20 protein-coding genes are annotated in these 19083 nt (G+C 45.0%); 1 reads left to right on the forward strand and 19 read right to left on the reverse strand.

Annotated features, from left to right (window positions below):
* Window positions 1-98: 98 nt before the first annotated feature.
* Both mtnN and AS034_RS05975 read right to left on the reverse strand, forming a co-directional pair.
* Window positions 99-791, reverse strand: coding sequence for a 5'-methylthioadenosine/S-adenosylhomocysteine nucleosidase (gene mtnN, locus AS034_RS05970; RefSeq protein ID WP_032087559.1), 693 nt, complete (start codon window positions 789-791; stop codon window positions 99-101).
* 14 nt (window positions 792-805) lie between these two features.
* Window positions 806-1444, reverse strand: coding sequence for a class I SAM-dependent DNA methyltransferase (locus AS034_RS05975; RefSeq protein ID WP_032087558.1), 639 nt, complete (start codon window positions 1442-1444; stop codon window positions 806-808).
* A gap of 187 nt (window positions 1445-1631) precedes the next feature.
* On the opposite strand from AS034_RS05975, the gene AS034_RS05980 reads away from it, so the two are divergent.
* Entirely contained in the window at window positions 1632-1838 is a 207-nt protein-coding gene (locus AS034_RS05980; RefSeq protein WP_058297838.1) for a DUF2536 family protein, read from the forward strand.
* A gap of 354 nt (window positions 1839-2192) precedes the next feature.
* Here AS034_RS05980 and AS034_RS05985 read toward each other — a convergent pair whose 3' ends face one another.
* From AS034_RS05985 to AS034_RS06060, 17 genes are all read right to left on the reverse strand, one after another.
* Complete coding sequence (locus AS034_RS05985; RefSeq protein ID WP_058297839.1) at window positions 2193-2921, reverse strand: YrrS family protein; 729 nt, start codon at window positions 2919-2921, stop codon at window positions 2193-2195.
* A gap of 131 nt (window positions 2922-3052) precedes the next feature.
* Window positions 3053-4795 (reverse strand): peptidoglycan D,D-transpeptidase FtsI family protein, encoded by a 1743-nt coding sequence (locus AS034_RS05990; RefSeq protein WP_058297840.1) that lies wholly within the window; start codon window positions 4793-4795, stop codon window positions 3053-3055.
* Between the two features lie 500 nt (window positions 4796-5295).
* Window positions 5296-5772 (reverse strand): transcription elongation factor GreA, encoded by a 477-nt coding sequence (greA, locus tag AS034_RS05995; protein ID WP_032087554.1) that lies wholly within the window; start codon window positions 5770-5772, stop codon window positions 5296-5298.
* A 173-nt stretch (window positions 5773-5945) separates the two neighbouring features.
* A complete protein-coding gene (gene udk, locus AS034_RS06000; RefSeq protein ID WP_058297841.1) occupies window positions 5946-6581 on the reverse strand; it encodes a uridine kinase in 636 nt (211 codons plus the stop codon).
* Between the two features lie 5 nt (window positions 6582-6586).
* A complete protein-coding gene (locus AS034_RS06005) occupies window positions 6587-7858 on the reverse strand; it encodes a peptidase U32 family protein (RefSeq protein WP_058297842.1) in 1272 nt (423 codons plus the stop codon).
* Window positions 7859-7902: 44 nt separating this feature from the next.
* Window positions 7903-8832, reverse strand: coding sequence for a peptidase U32 family protein (locus AS034_RS06010; RefSeq protein ID WP_058297843.1), 930 nt, complete (start codon window positions 8830-8832; stop codon window positions 7903-7905).
* Window positions 8829-9479 (reverse strand): O-methyltransferase, encoded by a 651-nt coding sequence (locus tag AS034_RS06015; RefSeq protein WP_058297844.1) that lies wholly within the window; start codon window positions 9477-9479, stop codon window positions 8829-8831. Before AS034_RS06015 ends, AS034_RS06010 begins: the two co-directional genes overlap by 4 nt.
* A 225-nt stretch (window positions 9480-9704) precedes the next feature.
* Entirely contained in the window at window positions 9705-10838 is a 1134-nt protein-coding gene (mltG, locus tag AS034_RS06020) for an endolytic transglycosylase MltG (RefSeq protein ID WP_058297845.1), read from the reverse strand.
* A 171-nt stretch (window positions 10839-11009) separates the two neighbouring features.
* The gene (locus AS034_RS06025) at window positions 11010-11297 is read right to left on the reverse strand and encodes a DUF1292 domain-containing protein (RefSeq protein WP_032087548.1); all 288 of its coding nucleotides are present in this window, start codon (window positions 11295-11297) and stop codon (window positions 11010-11012) included.
* Between the two features lie 15 nt (window positions 11298-11312).
* Window positions 11313-11729 (reverse strand): Holliday junction resolvase RuvX, encoded by a 417-nt coding sequence (ruvX, locus tag AS034_RS06030; protein ID WP_058297846.1) that lies wholly within the window; start codon window positions 11727-11729, stop codon window positions 11313-11315.
* Window positions 11730-11732: 3 nt separating this feature from the next.
* A complete protein-coding gene (locus AS034_RS06035; RefSeq protein ID WP_032087546.1) occupies window positions 11733-11999 on the reverse strand; it encodes an IreB family regulatory phosphoprotein in 267 nt (88 codons plus the stop codon).
* A gap of 83 nt (window positions 12000-12082) precedes the next feature.
* Entirely contained in the window at window positions 12083-14716 is a 2634-nt protein-coding gene (alaS, locus tag AS034_RS06040; RefSeq protein ID WP_058297847.1) for an alanine--tRNA ligase, read from the reverse strand.
* Window positions 14717-15068: 352 nt separating this feature from the next.
* A complete protein-coding gene (locus AS034_RS06045; protein WP_058297848.1) occupies window positions 15069-16139 on the reverse strand; it encodes an AI-2E family transporter in 1071 nt (356 codons plus the stop codon).
* Between the two features lie 107 nt (window positions 16140-16246).
* Window positions 16247-16378: a YrzQ family protein gene (locus tag AS034_RS22280; RefSeq protein WP_071619021.1), complete on the reverse strand. Its 132-nt coding sequence runs from the start codon at window positions 16376-16378 to the stop codon at window positions 16247-16249.
* Window positions 16379-16393: 15 nt separating this feature from the next.
* Complete coding sequence (locus AS034_RS06050) at window positions 16394-16579, reverse strand: hypothetical protein (RefSeq protein ID WP_032087543.1); 186 nt, start codon at window positions 16577-16579, stop codon at window positions 16394-16396.
* Between the two features lie 833 nt (window positions 16580-17412).
* Window positions 17413-18417, reverse strand: coding sequence for a biotin synthase BioB (gene bioB, locus AS034_RS06055; RefSeq protein ID WP_058297849.1), 1005 nt, complete (start codon window positions 18415-18417; stop codon window positions 17413-17415).
* 22 nt (window positions 18418-18439) lie between these two features.
* Entirely contained in the window at window positions 18440-19036 is a 597-nt protein-coding gene (locus AS034_RS06060) for a biotin transporter BioY (protein WP_058297850.1), read from the reverse strand.
* Window positions 19037-19083 lie beyond the last annotated feature (47 nt).

The raw sequence follows: 19083 nt of genomic DNA on the forward strand, positions 1-19083 counted from the left end.
GATGCTTCCAATTCTTCCATAACACACAGCAGTATTACGGCTGCTGTCTGAAGAAGAAAGAGAAAGTGGGGTGCCCGGGTCAGCTTTTTTCTCTATGTTTATATGGATTCCACTATGTTCATTACCATCTTGGCAGAGTGCAGGGCTGCTTTCTCCAGGTACTGCTCGAAGGAGACGTCTGATTCCTTCCCTGCAATGTCTGATAAAGACCTGATGATCACGAACGGGACCCCGAATTGATGGGCTACCTGCGCGATCGCAGCTGCTTCCATTTCAACGGCCTGAAGGCCTGTGAATTTATCACGGATCGCTTCAACGCGTGCAGGATCATTCATGAATGAGTCACCTGTTGCGATCAAGCCCGATACGACCTGGGCATCGCCCAGTTCACGCACACTTTCCACTGCGGCTTTCTTCAGCTTTTCATCAGCAGTGAATGCAGCCGGCAGCTGTGGAACCTGCCCGTATTCGTATCCGAACGCAGTAACATCTACATCGTGATGGCGAACTTCTGTGGAAATGACGACATCACCCACATTCAGTGAAGGATCGAATCCTCCAGCTGACCCGGTATTGATGATGGCGTCCGGTTTAAAGTGTTGCAGCAATACAGCCGTGGACATTGCGGCGTTTACCTTTCCGATTCCTGAACGGAGAAGGATTACTTCTTTCCCTTTCATGGTTCCGCTTGTATATTCACACCCGGCAATCGTTTCGGTTTGCGGATTTGTAATGTTTTCTCTAAGTAAAGCTACTTCTTCTTCCATTGCTCCAATGATGGCGATTCTCACATTAAAACCTCTTTCTATTGTTTAGTCGCCTCCATGATCCAGACAAAGTTGTTAATCTGCCGGAAATGAACGGAAAACCCCTCTGAAGTCAATAAACTTTCCAGGACATCGAGCGTTGTATAATATTCCCGTTTCAAATCTTCTGCAAGATTCAGAAAGCCTTTATCCAAAGCTTGATCTATGGCGGCCTGATAGTGCTGCTTCGTTTCAAACATCGTATCAGCAAATACTATTTTACCACCTTGTGCAAGCAAGTTTCCATAAATGCTAAAGGCTTTTCCTTTTTCTTCGTCGGTCAAATGATGAAAAGCATATGTGCTGACAATCGTGTCCGCCCCTTCATCCAGTTTGAATTCCAGGAAATCCCCGTCTAAAAACGGGACTCTCTCCCCGAGCTTCTGCTGCCCGATCAGTCTCATCTCCGGGGAAGGTTCAAACGGAATCACGTTCAAGCCCGCTTCAGCCAGCTTTTCTGTCAGATTTCCTGTACCTGGCCCGAATTCGACTACCGTGCCTTGTGATAGAGATACGACTTCCTCGAGAATTTCCTCATATTTTTCAAAGACTGCCTTGTACTCGGCATCTTTCCCTGCGACCGCATCATCGTATGAATCCGCCCAGTCTCCGAACAGATCCAAGAATTCTCTTCCCATCCTAAGCACCCCAGTTTTAAATAAAGTTTATAATTCCTATCAATATACTATGAATTATTTTTAAAACTGTTATTAAATTATCATATACCTATGACAATTTCAACAATTATAAATTGTAAAAATAGCGATTGCACTCTAAAATGGGAGTGGAACAGTTTGAAAATGACGTGATACAGGAGGAATACCCATGAATATTTCATTCGATTTAATTCAAGATAAAGTGGAGTTCTTCGAAGCCGATCGATTACAGATCCTCGAGAAAAAAATAGAAGAACAAATCGAACACAACAAAGCGATCATGCTCGGCGTACATTCCGTTCAGCATCAAGTCGCGATTGATGATAATGGAAGAAGATACTACACAGCCGCCGTCCATTTCAAGGTGAATAAATAAAAAAAGCGGAGGGGCTTTGCTCAGAGGCTTATGACATGTGCCTCTAAGCCCGCAACTGGACAATCGAAAAGCGGAGGCGGCTTGATCAGGAGCGACAAGCATAAGATGAACTTACCGGAAAGGCGCACTTTGCGTTTTTGGTAAGTTTATCTTATGACCTCGAGCTCCTAGCCTCCTCAGCTGGACAATAAGAAAAGCGAAGGCGGCTCGCTTAGAGACGACAAGCATATGACGAGAGCCCCGGAAAGGCGTTTTTTGCCTTTTGGGGGCTCTTGGCTTATGACCTCGAGTCTCTAGCCGCCGCAGCTGGACAGAAAAAAGCTCCGGGCATTACTCCCCGGAGCTTTCTTCTGCTTAATCTTTATCGTTTTCTTTCAGTTCTTCAACTTTTGTCGGCTGCCATCCTTGTCCGTCTACCCACTGCAGGTATACGCGATAAGCCGTGGCACCGCCCTTTTCAGTCACGGTACCGATGGATTTTTGCGGTCCGCCGTTACCTTCGATGAACCATACCGTCATGTTGTCCTGAGGAATGCCGGTTGCATAGGATAGAGCTTTCTCTTTTTCCTGCCAATCGACACTGCCCGTCTCGTATGAAGACACATGATCCCCTGACTGCTCAGTTCCGACAGGCTCCCAATCAGGATGCACAATCGTTTTTGACACATTTGGTTCGGTGCCTTCTTCTACCTGAGCATTACTGTCGTCAAGGGCAACAGATTTCTTCTCCCCTGATGCCTCTTCTTTCTCTTCTTCTTCTTTGTCTTTATCTTCTTCTTTATTTTTATCTTTTTCTTTATCATCTTCTGTTTCGGTTGATTCCTCATTCATGGAAACTGAGTCGTCATCATTTTTTTGACCCGTTTTTTTCTCTTTATTATCTTTGTCTGCACTGTTTTCAGTGGTGTTTTCGCCGCTGTTTTCAACACTTGTCGATGCCTTATCTTTATCTGAATCGTTACCTGTCAGAATCGTCGCGCCTACAACGACGATCAAGAGGACAACAACAGCGATTGCTATGTTTAAGACTGTATTGGTTTTATTTTTAGAGCGTCGGTCTAACCGAGAATTATATTTCGCCATAAGACTCCCTCCTATTATCCTAAACATTTTAACATGATAGAGTCTGAAGAATAAAGCGAAACATATACCATCTTAAGTACCATTTTCTAAGTTCCGGCGATAAATGACCTCTTAGGAACGGGAAGTTTTACTCATTCTCGGAGTTTATGGACAGCATCCACACTGTCTTTGAAAATCGGGTAGATGCCGCCTTCATCGATGTGAACATCCATATTGACAGCGACGAGCGCATATTTTGGATTTTCAAATGGAAAGTAACCTGCAAACCATTTATTATACAATTCCCTGCCTTCACTCTCTTTCCCTGTCTGGGCCGTTCCGGTTTTGCCGGCAATCGGGTAAAGGGCGGTGTCCAGGTAAGGGGCGGTGCCTTCCGGCGAATTGACGACCCCACGCAAATACTGCTGAAGCTTCATGGCCGTAAATGGAGTGATCTTCTCTCCTTCCATCTTCTTTCGTGGAAAAGAAAACATGCTTGTCCCGTTTTGATAATCGATGGACGTCGCTGCATTGACCATATACTTTTCTCCTCCCCTTGCGATGGTTGCCATCATATTGGCGAGTCCGAGCGGAGTCACCCTTACTTCCCGCTGCCCGATTCCGGTTTGAGCGATGTAATTCAGATCTTTGCGCTCATCATCTGAGACAAAGACCCTTCCTTTGCTTACCGGCAGCTGTGAGAATTCCTCATAATGGAACACATTCCCTTTCCAAGCGATGTCCCCCAATAGACCGAGCTTTCCTGCGTATTCTTCAAGGGAGTACGGGTCTTTTACCACAAGTTCTTTGGCAAGGTCGGCGAAAGTCCTGTTGCAGCTGACAGCGATGCTCGACTTAATATTAATCATGCCGTGCGGCTTTTCAGCAGGGGCTCCATAGATACCTTCATCACAGTTGAACATCCTGGATTCATCGACAATCCCTTCATCCATCGCAGCCGCAGCCACGACAGTCTTAAAAACGGAACCCGGCGCCAGTGCTTTCAGCATGTAATTATCCGCTCCCCCGCTGAAGGGGTCACTGCTTTTCATAGTCGGACGTGAAACATCCGCAAGTATCTGACTATTTTCTATATCCAGCAGGAGCAGGCCGCCTTTTTCAATTTTGTACCGATCTGCCACCTCTTCCAATGCTTGCTGAATGTCCATGTCGATGGTCGTTTTGACATTGAGGGGATAAAACGGATTGGCAGGAGCCAGATACTTCACATCTGCCCCGAATAAAGGTCCCCCGTTTGCATCAACGTGATAGATCAATTTTGACTGTTCTTCTGAAATCAGCCATTCATCAAAGATTTCCTGCATGCCTGTCACACCTATCTTCTGGTGTATCCCTTTCACTCTATCAGGATAACGTTCATGAAACTCCTCAGTGTTTTCACCCGTTATGCCAATCAGCTGAGATGCAGGGATCGTTCCGCTCTTGAATTTCCTCGTAACGGCAAATACACCTTGTATCTTCAGCCCGTTGATTTCATTCATCTGTTCTTCAGAAAGCTGAAACGCCTCTTTCCCACCGAATACAATCGGTCCTTTAGCTTGTTCAATTTTGGTTTCAATGATTTCAGGAGTCACGTGGATGATACGCGCCACTTCCTCAACCGGCCAATCCATCCTTTTCAAAAATGGAAATAAGACCAGCACGTTTTTCTCCTGGAACGTAAGCGGCTTCCCATTGCGGTCAAGAAACTGCCCTCTGCCTTCATCTATGACGAGCTGCTGCGTGCGCTGGGCCACACTCTCTTCAATCAGATTGATTTTGTGCTTGGAGAACGACTCTGTCTGGAATAACTGGAGCTGCATCAATCTGGCAGACAGCAGTATAATCCCTAGAAGCAGCATGATGCTGAGCCATCTGATCCGTTTTCGTATCATCCGTCTTCACCTCGTCTACATTGTTGACGAGATTTTAAAGTTCTAACCGTTGCGTGTAAGTATGGGACCTACTAGAATCCGGGAGTCCGATAGGAAGGATTTGGGATGGTGTGGGGACCTAAGTGTAGGAACCTAAATTAGAATAATTATTATAAGATCATAAATCAGGATTTGGGATCGTATTTTCTGATTTAGGATTGTATTTTTTGATGTAGGACTGTATTTTGTGAATCAGGATCGTATTCTCCGAATTAGGATCATATTTGCTCTTCCTAATAGATTTATCACCTTGCAAAGGATGGATAAAGAGACGAAAAACTTACAAACCGTGAAAATATGCACCAACTTGTATAGATTCCTTTAATATTGCTTCTATTTCCAGCATTTTTCGAATGATGCAGCTGATTTATCCACTAAGAGTTTCATTACAACAAACATTAGATAACTCTGCAAAAAAAAGAAAGAAACCCTGTAAGAGTTTCTTCCTCATTCAAAATCAATCAGCTTACTTCCACAATCTTGACGCTCATTTCCCCGCCAGGAGTCTGAACGGAAACTTTTTCGCCTACTTTGTGGCCAAGAAGGCTTTTCGCGATAGGGGAATCATTGGAGATTTTCCCTTCGAATGGATCTGCTTCCGCACTTCCGACGATTGTGTATGTTTCTTCGTCACCGTCAGGCAATTCAACGAACGTGACTTTCTTACCCAACTGGACTGTATCTGAATTCATGTCATCTTCCTGGATGATCTTGGCGTTCCTGATCATGTTTTCGAGCGTTGAGATACGGCCTTCCACGAATGCCTGCTCGTCTTTCGCTGCATCATACTCTGAGTTCTCGGAAAGGTCTCCGAAACTTCTGGCGATTTTGATGCGCTCCACTACTTCCTTACGTTTTACCGTTTTAAGATTTTCTAATTCTTTCTCTAATTTTTCTTTACCCTCTAATGTCATCGGGTATACTTTTTCTGTACTCATGACCCTCTTCACTCCTTAACTGTCTTAAAGCTTCCCAGGCTTTAGTATGTAGTGCTTCATGATGTCTTGAAAATGTAAAGGCAGGGAATGAAGGGACTGGTACTTCACCTTCATTCCCCGGCACCTTTACATTTTGGGAATTAAACCTATATATGTTTATCTATGTTATCGTATTACAAAAATGACTTTTGTTCAAGAATTGTTTGAATTTTTGTTACCATTAAATCGATTGCCACGTGATTATGACCGCCCTCAGGGATGATGACATCTGCATAACGTTTAGTCGGTTCGATGAATTGGTTATGCATCGGGCGCACCACCGTGATGTATTGATCGATCACTGAATCGATTGAACGGCCTCTTTCTTTAATGTCTCGCAGCATCCTTCTGATGATGCGGAGATCGGCATCCGTATCGACATAAAGCTTGATATCCATTAAGTTGCGCAATCTTTCATCTTCTAATACTAAAATTCCTTCTAAAATGATGACATCCTTCGATACAACCGTTATGGTCTCATCTGACCTGGTGTGCATTTTATAGTCATACACCGGCTTCTCGACGGTCTGGTGGTTGAGAAGTTCATTTAAATGCTCAATAAGAAGATCATTATCGAATGCAAGGGGATGATCATAATTGGTCTTCAACCGCTCTTCGAAAGGCAGGTGGGATTGATCTTTATAATAATAATCCTGTTGCAGCATTAAAATCGAGTGTCCCTGGAACTGCTCATAAATGGCTTTTGTCACACTTGTCTTTCCAGACCCCGAACCTCCTGCCACACCAATAACAACGGGTTTATGTTTCATAATAATTATTTGTTCTCCTTTCGCATCATGTTGTCAGCGTAAACTCTCTGATCAACTTTGAACTTCACAATTTGAAGCGGATGGCGTGCAACGTCCATCTCATTTCCTTTTTCATCCCACATCTGTCCGATCACTTGAGTGAAATTGGAAATCTCAGGCCCGAAAAACTCCACTTCCTGTCCGGATTTAAAATGATTCCTCTGCTGCAGAGTGACGATTCCTGTATCCTCATCGTAATCAAGCACCAGTCCGACGAATTCAAAATTCGTATTCTTTTTATCATGAACTCCGAACATCTGCTCTTTGAACCCAGGGACGCCCTCGAAGAAAGCAGGGGCTGCTTCCCGGTTGGCGCATTTTTCGAGTTCTTCAAGCCATTCTTTCCTGATTTTGAAGTTGTCCGGATCTTTACAGTATTCATCGATGACCTTGCGATAGACGCTCACCACTGTTGCAACATAATGGATCGATTTCATGCGCCCCTCGATTTTAAGACTGTCGATTCCGAGTTCTATCATTCTTGGAATGGATTCAACGAGCTTCAGATCTTTTGGACTCATGGCGAAAGGAGCATCGTTTTCACTGAATAAAGCTTGTTCATCACTGCCTTCAAGCTGATAGAGATCATAATCCCACCGGCAGGATTGACAGCATCCACCCCTGTTTGAATCACGCGCTGTCATATGATTGCTCAATGTACAGCGGCCTGAATAGGCAATGCACATGGCTCCATGGATGAAAGTCTCGATTTCGATATCCACTTTTTCCTTCATCTCACGGATTTCTTCACCACTTGTTTCACGCGCCAATACAACGCGGTCAAGTCCTTCTTCTTTCCAGAACTGCACTGCTTTCCAGTTCGACAAACTTTGCTGGGTGCTTAAATGGACTTCGACTTTCGGGGCCACACGCCTGCAGGTCTCGATGATAAGTGGATCTGCGACGATAATACCTGCAACCCCTGCTTCCTGGAGGCCCATCAAATATTCTTCAAGGCCATCCATATTTTCATTATGAGCGAAGATATTTGTCGTTACATAGATCTTTGCATCATACTTTTTGGCAAACTCCACGCCCTCTTTCATTTCTTCCAATGTGAAATTTCCTGCATTCGAGCGGAGACCGAACTCCTGACCGCCGATATAAACTGCATCCGCGCCATAATGCACGGCAATTTTCAATTTTTCAAGATTACCTGCAGGAGCCAATAACTCCGGTTTCTTCACGATAACACGTTTACCGTCAACAACGTTAGAGATTGGTTCTTTTACAACCATGGTCAACGTAACTCCTCCGTTCTTTCCATCTTTCAAATGTCTGATTAATAGACCGTTTCTTTAAAGAAAAATCCTGTATCCAAGGGACGGTTTTCTGGCTGAAGCTGTTTTGCTTCCTCTAACAGCCCGTCCTTCTGCTCCTCGTAGAGATCTTCATCCTGTACAAACAGATCAATCGCTTTTCTGTACAGTTTTGTGATTTGCACAAGATATTGAGAGGATTTCAATACACCGTCAATCTTGAAAGAATCGACACCCGCTTCTATCATCTCCCCGAGCTCATCTATGATGCACATGTCATTTGGGCTCATGATATGAGTGCCGTTCTCATCTTCGAATATAGGATATTTATTGTGACGTTCCTGATCATGAAGAAACATATTCTTCTGCTGCCTGCGGTTCTCCACTTCCATCACTTTACCTTGATATTCAAAATAGTTGCCGAGGAGGGACCGTTTAGACTGAAACATGCATGTCATGCCATGGACCTGGACCTCGATTTCCACTTCCGCATTTTCCTTGATTTCCACAATGGAATCCATGCTGAGTTCACGGGCAAGCACCGCACGCGCAGCACCTTTTCTCCCCCAGTAATTGCATGTATACCAGTTTGTTGCTGTTGTTTCCGTGTTCCAGTGAAGCTTCATATCGGGTGCCGCAGTTCGTGCTGCCATCAAAACGGCAGGGTCTCCGAAAAGGACTGCATCTGCCCCCGCATCCTTCAAGAATGAAATGTACTCTTCAAGGTCAGCGACCTTATCATTATGGAAAATCGCATTCATCGCGACGTATACCTTCTTGCCCAGGCCGTGGGCGGTATCTAAGGCCGCCTTTACTTCTTCTTGTGTAAATTCCCCTGCAAGGCGCAGCCCATATTTTTGTTCTCCGATAACGAATGCATCAGCCCCTGCATGAGCTAAAGGTTCGATATCTGAAAGGGATGTCGGTGTAACCAACAACTCCGGCTTCTTCACTTTCGTTCACCTCTTTTTTTACTGATGGCAATCCCATCCCCCACCGGCAGGATGGATGTTTCATACTCGTCGTGGCTCATCAGCCACGCATTATATTTCTGAAGTTTCTTCACCATATTCCTGATTCTTTTCTGTTCGACTTCATCTTCCGCTACAAGTCCCTTGAATAAGACATTATCGGAATAAACGATCCCGTTTTCTGAAAGCATCTCTGCATAAAGGTCGAAGAATTTCTGATACTGGCCTTTTGCCGCATCAATGAAAATGGCGTCAAAAGGACCGTTTTTCTCTACTTCAGCCTGCAGTTCAAGAGCATCGCCCAAAAGGGTATGAATGCGGCCTTTATGGCTCGAACGTGCCAGGAAGTCCTGTGCGGTATTGTACCTTTCTTCGTCCCGTTCAATTGTCGTTATTTCCGTTTCCGGAAGGGCTTCGGCCATCCTTAATGCCGAGTATCCGATGGCCGTACCGATTTCCAGGATCCGGGCCGGTTTCTGAATGGACAGTATACCAAGGAGCGCTGCAATACCAACGAGTTCCATGATAGGTACATGGTGTTCTTCAGCATATTGTTCCATTTCCTCCAGGAGGGGAGAACGTTTCGGGGTAATAGATTCTATATAGTTAATAACCTTTTCGTCCATCATATGATTTCACGATCCTCGCCTATTAAACTGCTGTACCTCTCCTGCACAACATGAAAAGAAGAAAGCTTCTCTGAGCTTTCTACTTCAATCATTATCCACAGGAGATAACGCATCTTTATGAAAAATAACTTGTACTATTTTAACACAGGAAGAAGAGGAAAGCGAATGTTTCTTTCCTCTTCTCCCTAAGCCGAACGTTATTCACACCATGCATTGCAGGGAGTGTCACTCGGATTTATTCGTGATATATTTTGCTTTCTTTTCATTGTGTTCTTCAAGTGTTTCTGAATAGTATACAGATCCGTTTGCAGAAGCGAGGAAATAATAATAATTGGTATCCTCAGGCTGCAGGGCAGCTTCAATTGAGGAAAGACCGGCATTCGCAATCGGTCCTGGCGGAAGTCCTTTCACTTTATAGGTGTTATAAGGAGAATCCACTTTCAAATCATCGTAATTTGTACGTGGTTTATGCTCACCAAGTGCATAAAGGACGGTTGGATCGGTTTGCAGCGGCATTTCTTCCTCTATACGGTTATAGAAGACACTTGAAATTTTTCCTCTGTCTGCTTTCTCGGTCGCCTCTTCTTCAATCAGGGAGGCCATTGTTAATAATTGATGCGCCGTATACTCCCTTTCGGTAATGGAGTCCCGATACTGCGCCAGCACTTCATCCGCTTGATCGAGCATTTCCTTTAGTATGTCTTCCAGAGGAGGCTTCTTTTCATAGAAGGAATACGTAGCGGGATAAAGATACCCTTCGAGCGGCCTCTTGATCTCTTTATTATCTATTTCGTCTGTAACCAGGTTCGGATATTCCTTTTTTAGTTGCTCGAGCCATTTCTTATCATTCAATTTCTTCTCGACTTCTTCTTTTTTATACGGAGAATGATCTGCTATGATTTCTGCGATCTGATCCAGTTGAAGTCCTTCAGGTATGGTTATTTTAAATTCAGCTTTCCTCATGACCTTTCCGGTCTTTAAGCTGTTGACGATTTCATTAAGTGTCATCGATGGTGTCAAATCATAGGAACCTGCCTGAAATCCAGACTCATTGTTGAATTTCACATAGTATTTAAAGACTGTCGAATTCTTAACAATGCCTTTTTCTTCAAGGATCTTTCCTATCGAAGTGACTCCCGATCCGATCGGGATCTCCACATTCACTGGTTTTGTATCATCCGGATCTACCGGTTTCAGGGCAGAATTCACGTAAAGGTATCCGCCGACAGCCGTGCCCCCGATTATGATGATCAGCGAAATAAAGATAAGTCCGACGATTTTCCGGATGACTTTAGCCTCTTCCTGTCTTTCCAATAGTTTTTTGGTAAGCGTTTCTATTATTTTATTTTTATCTTTCATTTTTCAATTCCCCCTTTCGAGCAAAAAAGCGGGATATCCGTGATAGTGTTTTCGACATCATCTCCCCTATTATACAATATTTTGCACAAAGTGAAACAGGGACCGGCAAAAAGGATAAAAATTATCCTTTCACCGGTCCCTGTCCACTATAACCTGTCAACAAAGCAGGGGCTATTCGCCTTCTTCTTCATCCAGGAAGGTATTCAGCATTTCTTCGATCATGTCCCACTCTTCTTCAGTTTCGATCGGCTTCAATTCGCCTTCTTCACCTTCATCGCCTGGTACGAAAGCTGAAGCATGAATTTCGATTTCTTCTTCGTCATTTTCGTCTGCTCCAAGCGGGTAATACAGAACATATGACTTGTTGAATTTGTCTGACTCAAATGTGAATAGGACCTCACAAAGCTGTTCATTTCCTTGTTCGTCCACTACTGTAATTTGTTTTTCTCCGTGTTCCATCGAGCATTCACCTCATTATTTTTGACTGTCCAGATATCCTTGCAGGATCATCACTGCAGCCATTTTATCGATTACTTTTTTGCGCTTCTTTCTGCTGACGTCAGCTTCAAGGAGGACTCTCTCAGCAGCCATCGTACTTAAGCGTTCATCCCAGTACTTAACCGGGATGGAAAGTTCGCTTTGTACAAGTTCACCGTAAGCCTGTGATGCCTCGCCGCGCGGTCCGATCGTATTGTTCATGTTTTTAGGCATGCCGACAATGATCGTATCCACTTCGTACTCATCGGCTAATTCCTTGATCCGGTCAATTCGAAAGTTGCCTTCTTCTTCGTTGATCTTCACTGTTTCGATTCCCTGCGCCGTCCAGCCGAGGGCGTCGCTGATCGCAACGCCGACAGTTCTCGAACCAACGTCCAGTCCCATTACACGCATGTATTATCCCTCTTTATGCTGTCTCAAATACGATTTGACTAATTCTTCGATGATTTCATCACGTTCCAGGCGGCGGATGATATTTCTGGCGTCTTGATGTCTAGGGATATACGCAGGATCCCCGGATAATAAGTACCCAACAATTTGATTGATCGGGTTATACCCTTTTTCCTGAAGCGCATCATGAACTTGAAGCAGGACTTCCTTGACATCATGTTCAAATGGCTCGTCGGAAAAATCAAATCGCATCGTTTTGTCAAAAGAACTCATTCTTTGCACCTCTCTTCAGGCTTGTCTTTCAAACAAACGAATTGTTCATCGTTACCTTCATTGTACACCACTTTAATGCAGAGTTAAACGGATTTCACCCATTCTTCTGCAAATTGCAGTGCTTCCTCAAGTTTTTCAGGGTTTTTACCGCCGGCCTGTGCCATATCAGGACGGCCGCCTCCGCCGCCTCCGCATCGGGATGCCACTTCTTTGACCAGCTTGCCGGCGTGGTAACCTTTGTCGACGAGATCTTTCGTCACGCCTGCAATGACATTAACTTTTCCATCCCCTGAAGTACCAAGGACAATGACAGCAGATCCAAGCTTCTGCTTGAGATCATCCATCATCGTACGCAATGTATTGCTGTCCGCGGCGCCGACTTTAGCCGAAAGCACGTTGATGCCATCGATTACTTTCACTTTATCAGTTAAACTTCCTGCTTCTATGTTAGACAACTTCGCAGCCAATGATTCATTTTCTCTTTGAAGATCTTTCATTTCAGCCATCATGCTGTCCACTCGGCTCACGATATCTTTAGGGTTCGCCTTCAGTTTATTTGATGCTTCTTTGAGGAGAGCTACTTGATCGTTCAACAGCCTGTAAGCATTTTCGCCCGTGACGGCTTCAATCCTGCGTGTTCCTGCCCCAATGCCGCTTTCAGACACGATTTTGAACAATCCGATTTCAGATGTGTTAGAAACGTGGCATCCTCCGCATAGTTCAAGGCTGAACTCCCCGATGGATACAACGCGTACAACTTCACCGTATTTTTCACCGAATAAAGCCATCGCACCCATTTCTTTTGCCTCTGCCAGAGATTTAAGATCTGTATTCACAGTCAAGGCTTTCCATACCTGCTCATTCACGATGCTCTCGATTTTTTCCATTTCTTCAACAGTTACTGATCCGAAATGAGAGAAATCAAAGCGAAGGCGGTCAGGTTCCACAAGTGAACCGGCCTGGTTTACGTGCTCACCAAGAACTTCCTTCAATGCCTGGTGCAGAAGATGTGTAGCAGTATGATTCTTCTCCACGTTCTTCCTGGAATTCCGTGAAACTTTTGCTGTTACTTTTTGATCCTTTTTCAAGGTTCCTTCTTCGACGACTGCAGAGTGAAGGTTTTGCCCATTTGGTGCTTTCTTAACGTCGGTTACATATACACGCACACCATCGCCTTCAAGATATCCTTTATCCCCGATCTGTCCGCCGCTTTCAGCGTAGAAAGGAGTCTGATCGAGGATGAACTGGAACTCCTGGCCTTTATCGACTTTCGGCTGGCGTTCTTTATCGACCAGTACCTCAAGGACGACAGCAGTTGCTTCCAGGCTGTCATAACCGACAAATTTGCTTTCTGCCGTGATATCACTGAGGATGCCTCCCTGCACCTGCATGCTCCCGACATCCTGGCGAGCTGCACGCGCTCTTTCACGCTGGCCTTCCATTTCCCGCTCAAAGCCTGCATGATCGACTGAAAGTCCTTCCTCTTCAGCATATTCCTCCGTTAACTCGACAGGGAACCCGTATGTATCATAAAGTCTGAATACATCTTCCCCCGGGATCGTATCGCTTCCAGCTTTCTTCTCTCTTTCCACAATGGAAGAAAGAATCGCAAGACCTTCATTCAATGTTTCGTGGAAGCGTTCTTCCTCGTTTTTCACCACTTTTTGGATGAATTCCGCTTTTTCTTTTACCTCTGGATAGAAATCGACCATGATTTCTGAAACGACAGGTACCAATTCATACATGAACGGACGATTGATTTCAATCTGTTTTGCAAAGCGGACGGCACGGCGGAGTAAACGTCTTAACACATAGCCGCGGCCTTCATTTGAAGGAAGAGCCCCGTCACCGATTGCAAACGAAACAGTACGGATATGATCGGCAATCACTTTGAAAGCTACATCGATTTCTTCTTTTTGACCGTATGTGCTTCCTGAAATTTTTTCGACCGCCTTCATGATCGGCATGAATAAGTCTGTATCGAAGTTAGTCGGAACTTCCTGAACGACGCATGCCATCCGTTCGAGCCCCATTCCGGTATCGATGTTTTTCTTCGGAAGCGGTGTATATGTTCCATCAGGATTATGATTGAACTGGGAGAACACAAGATTCCATACTTCAAGATAACGATCGTTTTCCCCGCCGGGATACAGCTCGGGATCTTTAGGGTCATCGCCGTATTCCGGACCGCGGTCGTAGAATATCTCTGTATTCGGTCCGCTCGGGCCTTCCCCGATGTCCCAGTAGTTCCCTTCGATGCGAATGATGCGTTCGGCAGAAACACCGACTTTCTTGTTCCAGATTTCAAATGCTTCTTCATCCTCCGGGTGGATGGTGACCGATAATTTTTCAGGATCAAACCCGATCCATTTTTTATCCGTCAGGAACTCCCATGCCCATTCAATCGATTCTACTTTGAAATAGTCGCCTATCGAGAAGTTTCCGAGCATTTCAAAGAATGTATGGTGGCGTGCAGTTTTACCGACATTTTCAATATCATTTGTACGTATTGACTTCTGGGCATTGACAATTCTTGGATTCTGGGGAATGACACGCCCGTCAAAGTATTTCTTTAATGTCGCCACACCGCTGTTGATCCAAAGAAGCGAAGGATCCTCATGCGGAACGAGTGAAGCACTTGGTTCTACACCATGGCCTTTTTCTTTAAAGAAATCTAAAAACATTTGGCGGATTTGTGCGCCGGTTAACTTGTTCATTTTAACTCCTCCTTTAGTTATGCAGGTAAAAAAGAATACAAAAAAGCCCTCATCCCCAAAAACAGGGACGAGAGCTGACTCGCGGTACCACCCTGGTTGTGAATATCATAAAAACGATATTCACCCCTCAAACACCTTAACGCGGTTCAACGGCAGGTTTTTCCTGCACTCCGGATTAGCTTTCAGTCATCCTTCATCTGGAACTTCTTTCAGCCTGGGAAGTTCCTCTCTTATGTGCCTTTGCACTCAGATGGGCTATGACTTACTGGATCCATCGACATTTTCGTCATGTAAACTTTATTGTATATGTTGGATTATAGAAATATTGAAACCTTTTGTCAATGATATCCCTCTAGTTTTTTGCATGGAGGAAATGAGTCCTTCCATGTATGAAGGCCACCTTCAGTACAGCAAGGACCGGGACGGCCACGATCATCCCAAGGATTCCACCCACTTCGCCGCCGATGATCAGGGCACCCATGATGAACAAAGGATGCATATGGAGGCTTTTCCCGACAATCAAAGGTGACAGTATATTCCCCTCAAGGAATTGCAGGACGAGGACCAATATGACCACATAAAGGATCATTTTCAGTGAAATCGTGCTCGCAACGAGTATCGCCGGAACCGCTCCGATGATGGGCCCGAAATAAGGGATGACATTGGTGATACCCATGATGACCCCCAGTATCAAAGGATACTTCATCCCCAAGAACCAAAGAACGGCTGCAGACAGGCCTCCGATGACCAGACAGACAAACAGCTGGCCCCGTATATACCCACCCAGTGACTCATCAACATCCCTTGAAAACCTGAGCGCACTCTCCCTCCATCTGACAGGCGTAAGTTCCCAAAAGAATTTCTTTACTTTTGTTATATCCTTTAAGAGATAAAATGATACAAACGGTACGATCGCAACGATGAGCAGGCTGTTCATCAGTTTCAGAAGAATCGCGATCAGAGCGGCCACAAGCCCGGTAAGCCACGCTTCCATCCCTTCGATCCTGTCATCCAGTTGAGACTGGATGCCGTCCGGCCATGTCGAAGTTTTACTTTGGATATAGTGAAGCCACTTTTGGTATTGAGAAGTAAACATCGGTGCATTTTCCGAAAGATCCTTTAATTGATGGATGATGATGGGGGTTCCTTTATAAAGCGCGTACCCAAGCCCACCGAAAAAAAAGATATAAATGAGCATGATGGCAATGCCTCTGTGGATACCCGCTTTATGAAGTTTTTCCACAAGGGGGTGAAGCAGATAGGCGATGAAGCCCCCGATCGCAAATGGAAGAAGGGAAAGGATCACTATTTCAAGGACCGGATGCCACACGGGTTTGAGTAAAAAAAGAATGTAAAGGAACACGGCACAGACGAGTGCAATGGACAACCTGTAAAGCCATTTCGCATATGTTCTTGTTTCCACTGCCACCCCTCCTTCTTTCCCTTATTGTTAGAATCACGGGGAGGTTTTTATACCACAAAATAAAAAACTGACTCACCTGTAAAGGAGAGTCAGTCAATAAATTTACTTTAAAACATCTTTTTCATTTGTTTGCGAAGCCTTTTCACTTGCTTTCTGTTCATCATATTTGATCGCTGGGAATAAATTGATGCAGCGATTCCAGCTCCAAAACCAACAATTGATGCGAATGTACGGTTCAAGAAAGACACCTCTTCCTAGATGAATTGGCGGTCTTCCTCATCGAACAAGTCGTCTAAAGAGCTTAATGATCCATCTTCTTCCACCTGATGAGTGTGGATGACTCCTTTTGACAAGGAAAGTTCTATGAAGCATCCCCAACAATAATATTGGTTGATCCCGATCTTCCCTATATCTTTGCTCTGACAGTTTGGACATTTCATCGTAAGGTCACCTCTATTTGCACCAGCAAAACTGGAGATTATTCCCTACCATCGTGTCCAAAAGAAGTGAAAGATATACATGTCCCCGGGAAAACACGCCCAAACGGAACACTTCTCAGTACACCGTTCTTATATAGTGTGAGGCATTTCCTCCAATTCATGAGGACAATCTTTTACCATTGCAGCCAACTAATTTTCACTATTTGATATAATGAATACTTAGTACGTTACATTGCGCTGCAGGCACTTGCTTTCCGCGGGGAGGAAGTTGAGCCTCCTCGGCGTTCCGCCTGCGGGGTCTCAACTTTTCCTCTATCTCCCGTCGGAGTCAAGTGCCTTCCGCTCCATTCCACTCTCGGTTTTAAAAGGAGAATATTGTATGGGAGTAAAATTAAGGCTGCACTAAATGCCGGGACAAGTGTGTTAATAAAAAAAAACCGAACTGTGTTGCCATTAGCAGGCAATACAGTTCGGGTACTATGTTTGATGGCACAGCTAGATGATAGCTCTGTTTAGCGGTTGATTGGAGTGCAAGACGAAGACTCCTGCGGGAAAAGTAGCTTATAAGAAAAGCGGAGGGGCTTTGCTCAGAGGCGTGTGGCATAAGACGAAGCGACCACGAAGGCGTTCTTTGCCTTTCTTGGTCGGTTTGACTTATGACATGTGCCTCTAAGCCCTGCAGCTGGACAGGTGAGACCCCGCAGGCTTGCCGAGGAGGCTCACGGGCTACCCGCGGAAAGCGTAGTCTTGCACGGAAATCATGAGCGGTAATCAAAGCCTGTACTATATGTTAGTCTTTTTTCAATTATGCCCAACCTTCATTTAGACATATGCTAAACAAGTTCTTCTGCGGTGATTTCGTTGGTGTAGTCGATTTCGAAGCCGAGATCTTTCAGCATTTGGTGATCGGCCGTTTCCTGCTGGCCAGCCGTTGTCAGATAGTCGCCTACGAAGATGGAGTTTGCTGCATACAGTCCCAGAGGCTGAAGACTGCGGAGATTCACTTCTCGTCCGCCGGAGATCCTGATTTCCTTTGTCGGATTGATGAATCTCATCAGGCATAATACCTTCAAGCAATATCTTGGATCCAATTCATCTGTACCCTCAAGCGGCGTTCCATCGATGGCATGCAGGAAATTGACCGGAATCGAATCTGCATCCAGTACTTTGAGACTGCGTGCCATGTCCACTACATCCTGAAGACTTTCCTTCATCCCGACAATGACTCCGGAGCACGGGGAAATCCCCTGCTTTTTTGCTATCTCAACCGTATTGACGCGGTCTTCATATGTATGGGAGGTCGTGATTTGCTCATGATGGTTTTCAGATGTATTGATATTGTGATTATATCGATCCACCCCGGCTTCCTTCAGTCTCTCTGCCTGGTCTTCTTTCAACAGGCCAAGGCAGGCACATACCTTCATGTCATAGTTTTCTTTGATTTCTTTTACTGCCGAAACCACTTTATCAACGTCCCGATTGGTCGGACCGCGTCCGCTTGCCACGATGCAGTAGGTGCCTACATTCAATTTGTGTGCTTTCTCAGCACCTTTAATGATCGTATCTTTGTCCACCATTGCGTATTTCTCAATCGGAGCCTTTGAAACAATCGATTGAGAACAATATCCGCAGTTTTCCGGGCAAAGGCCGGACTTGGTGTTGATGATCATATTCAATTTAACTTTATTGCCATAATAATGTTTCCTGATTTGATAAGCACCGTTCAGGAGCTCAAGCAGCTCCCCGTCCGGGCATTGCAGAATCGATAACGCTTCGTCGTCGCTGAGCTCTTTTCCCTGAATTACTTCAAGAGCAAGGTCCTTCCATGAATGATCCATAACATATTCCCCCCAAATATTATTATGCTGCGCGATTCACATTTCTGAATGTACTTTTTGACAACACTGTTTTTTCCAGGCGGTGTGCCATGATCCCTGCACAGACAGCAAGGATGATATCCTTTGGAAGCGGGACAAGCATCCACGACCAAACGAGTCCGTAAGACAAGCCATCTGGAGCTTGCGCCCACAGCTTGTATGCTGCATACATCCAGTTGGTCCCTGCCACATAGTTGAACACCATTCCTGCCAGGGCTGCGACCACATAGGCCTTGATTCCTTTATGCTTTTGAATGATTTTCCCTGTTATATAGGCCGTTAAGATATAGGACAGGATAAAACCGAATGTCGGGCTGAAAATCGATGAAAATCCTGCACCAAATCGCGCGAATACCGGTACCCCCACCAAACCGACCAACGCATAAACAATCATGGAAATCGCCCCGATCCGGCTTCCTAATATGGCACCGGCCAAAATGGCAAAGAACGTCTGGAGCGTGATGGGGACTCCTCCGATGACGAGGAATGGTACGAAGGATGTAATATTGGCACCAACAGCCATAAGTGCCACAAACATACCTGCCAATGTTAAGTCAATGGTTCTAAGTTTTCTGTTCATTTCTCTCTTCCCCCAACGTTAAAGTTAATTACTATTTAAGAATATCG

The sequence above is a fragment of the [Bacillus] enclensis genome (assembly GCF_001456935.1).
GTDB classification, from domain to species: Bacteria; Bacillota; Bacilli; order Bacillales; family Bacillaceae_B; genus Rossellomorea; species Rossellomorea enclensis.

Bases quoted from the DNA above. Each gene is read 5' to 3' on its own strand.
- AS034_RS05975 (WP_032087558.1), bottom strand. From the start codon at position 1,444: ATGGGAAGAGAATTCTTGGATCTGTTCGGAGACTGGGCGGATTCATAC.
- AS034_RS05980 (WP_058297838.1), top strand. From the start codon at position 1,632: ATGAATATTTCATTCGATTTAATTCAAGATAAAGTGGAGTTCTTCGAA.
- AS034_RS05985 (WP_058297839.1), bottom strand. From the start codon at position 2,921: ATGGCGAAATATAATTCTCGGTTAGACCGACGCTCTAAAAATAAAACC.
- AS034_RS05990 (WP_058297840.1), bottom strand. From the start codon at position 4,795: ATGATACGAAAACGGATCAGATGGCTCAGCATCATGCTGCTTCTAGGG.
- greA (WP_032087554.1), bottom strand. From the start codon at position 5,772: ATGAGTACAGAAAAAGTATACCCGATGACATTAGAGGGTAAAGAAAAA.
- udk (WP_058297841.1), bottom strand. From the start codon at position 6,581: ATGAAACATAAACCCGTTGTTATTGGTGTGGCAGGAGGTTCGGGGTCT.
- AS034_RS06005 (WP_058297842.1), bottom strand. From the start codon at position 7,858: ATGGTTGTAAAAGAACCAATCTCTAACGTTGTTGACGGTAAACGTGTT.
- AS034_RS06015 (WP_058297844.1), bottom strand. From the start codon at position 9,479: ATGATGGACGAAAAGGTTATTAACTATATAGAATCTATTACCCCGAAA.
- mltG (WP_058297845.1), bottom strand. From the start codon at position 10,838: ATGAAAGATAAAAATAAAATAATAGAAACGCTTACCAAAAAACTATTG.
- AS034_RS06025 (WP_032087548.1), bottom strand. From the start codon at position 11,297: ATGGAACACGGAGAAAAACAAATTACAGTAGTGGACGAACAAGGAAAT.
- ruvX (WP_058297846.1), bottom strand. From the start codon at position 11,729: ATGCGTGTAATGGGACTGGACGTTGGTTCGAGAACTGTCGGCGTTGCG.
- AS034_RS06035 (WP_032087546.1), bottom strand. From the start codon at position 11,999: ATGAGTTCTTTTGACAAAACGATGCGATTTGATTTTTCCGACGAGCCA.
- alaS (WP_058297847.1), bottom strand. From the start codon at position 14,716: ATGAACAAGTTAACCGGCGCACAAATCCGCCAAATGTTTTTAGATTTC.
- AS034_RS06050 (WP_032087543.1), bottom strand. From the start codon at position 16,579: ATGAAATGTCCAAACTGTCAGAGCAAAGATATAGGGAAGATCGGGATC.
- bioB (WP_058297849.1), bottom strand. From the start codon at position 18,417: ATGGATCATTCATGGAAGGACCTTGCTCTTGAAGTAATTCAGGGAAAA.
- AS034_RS06060 (WP_058297850.1), bottom strand. From the start codon at position 19,036: ATGAACAGAAAACTTAGAACCATTGACTTAACATTGGCAGGTATGTTT.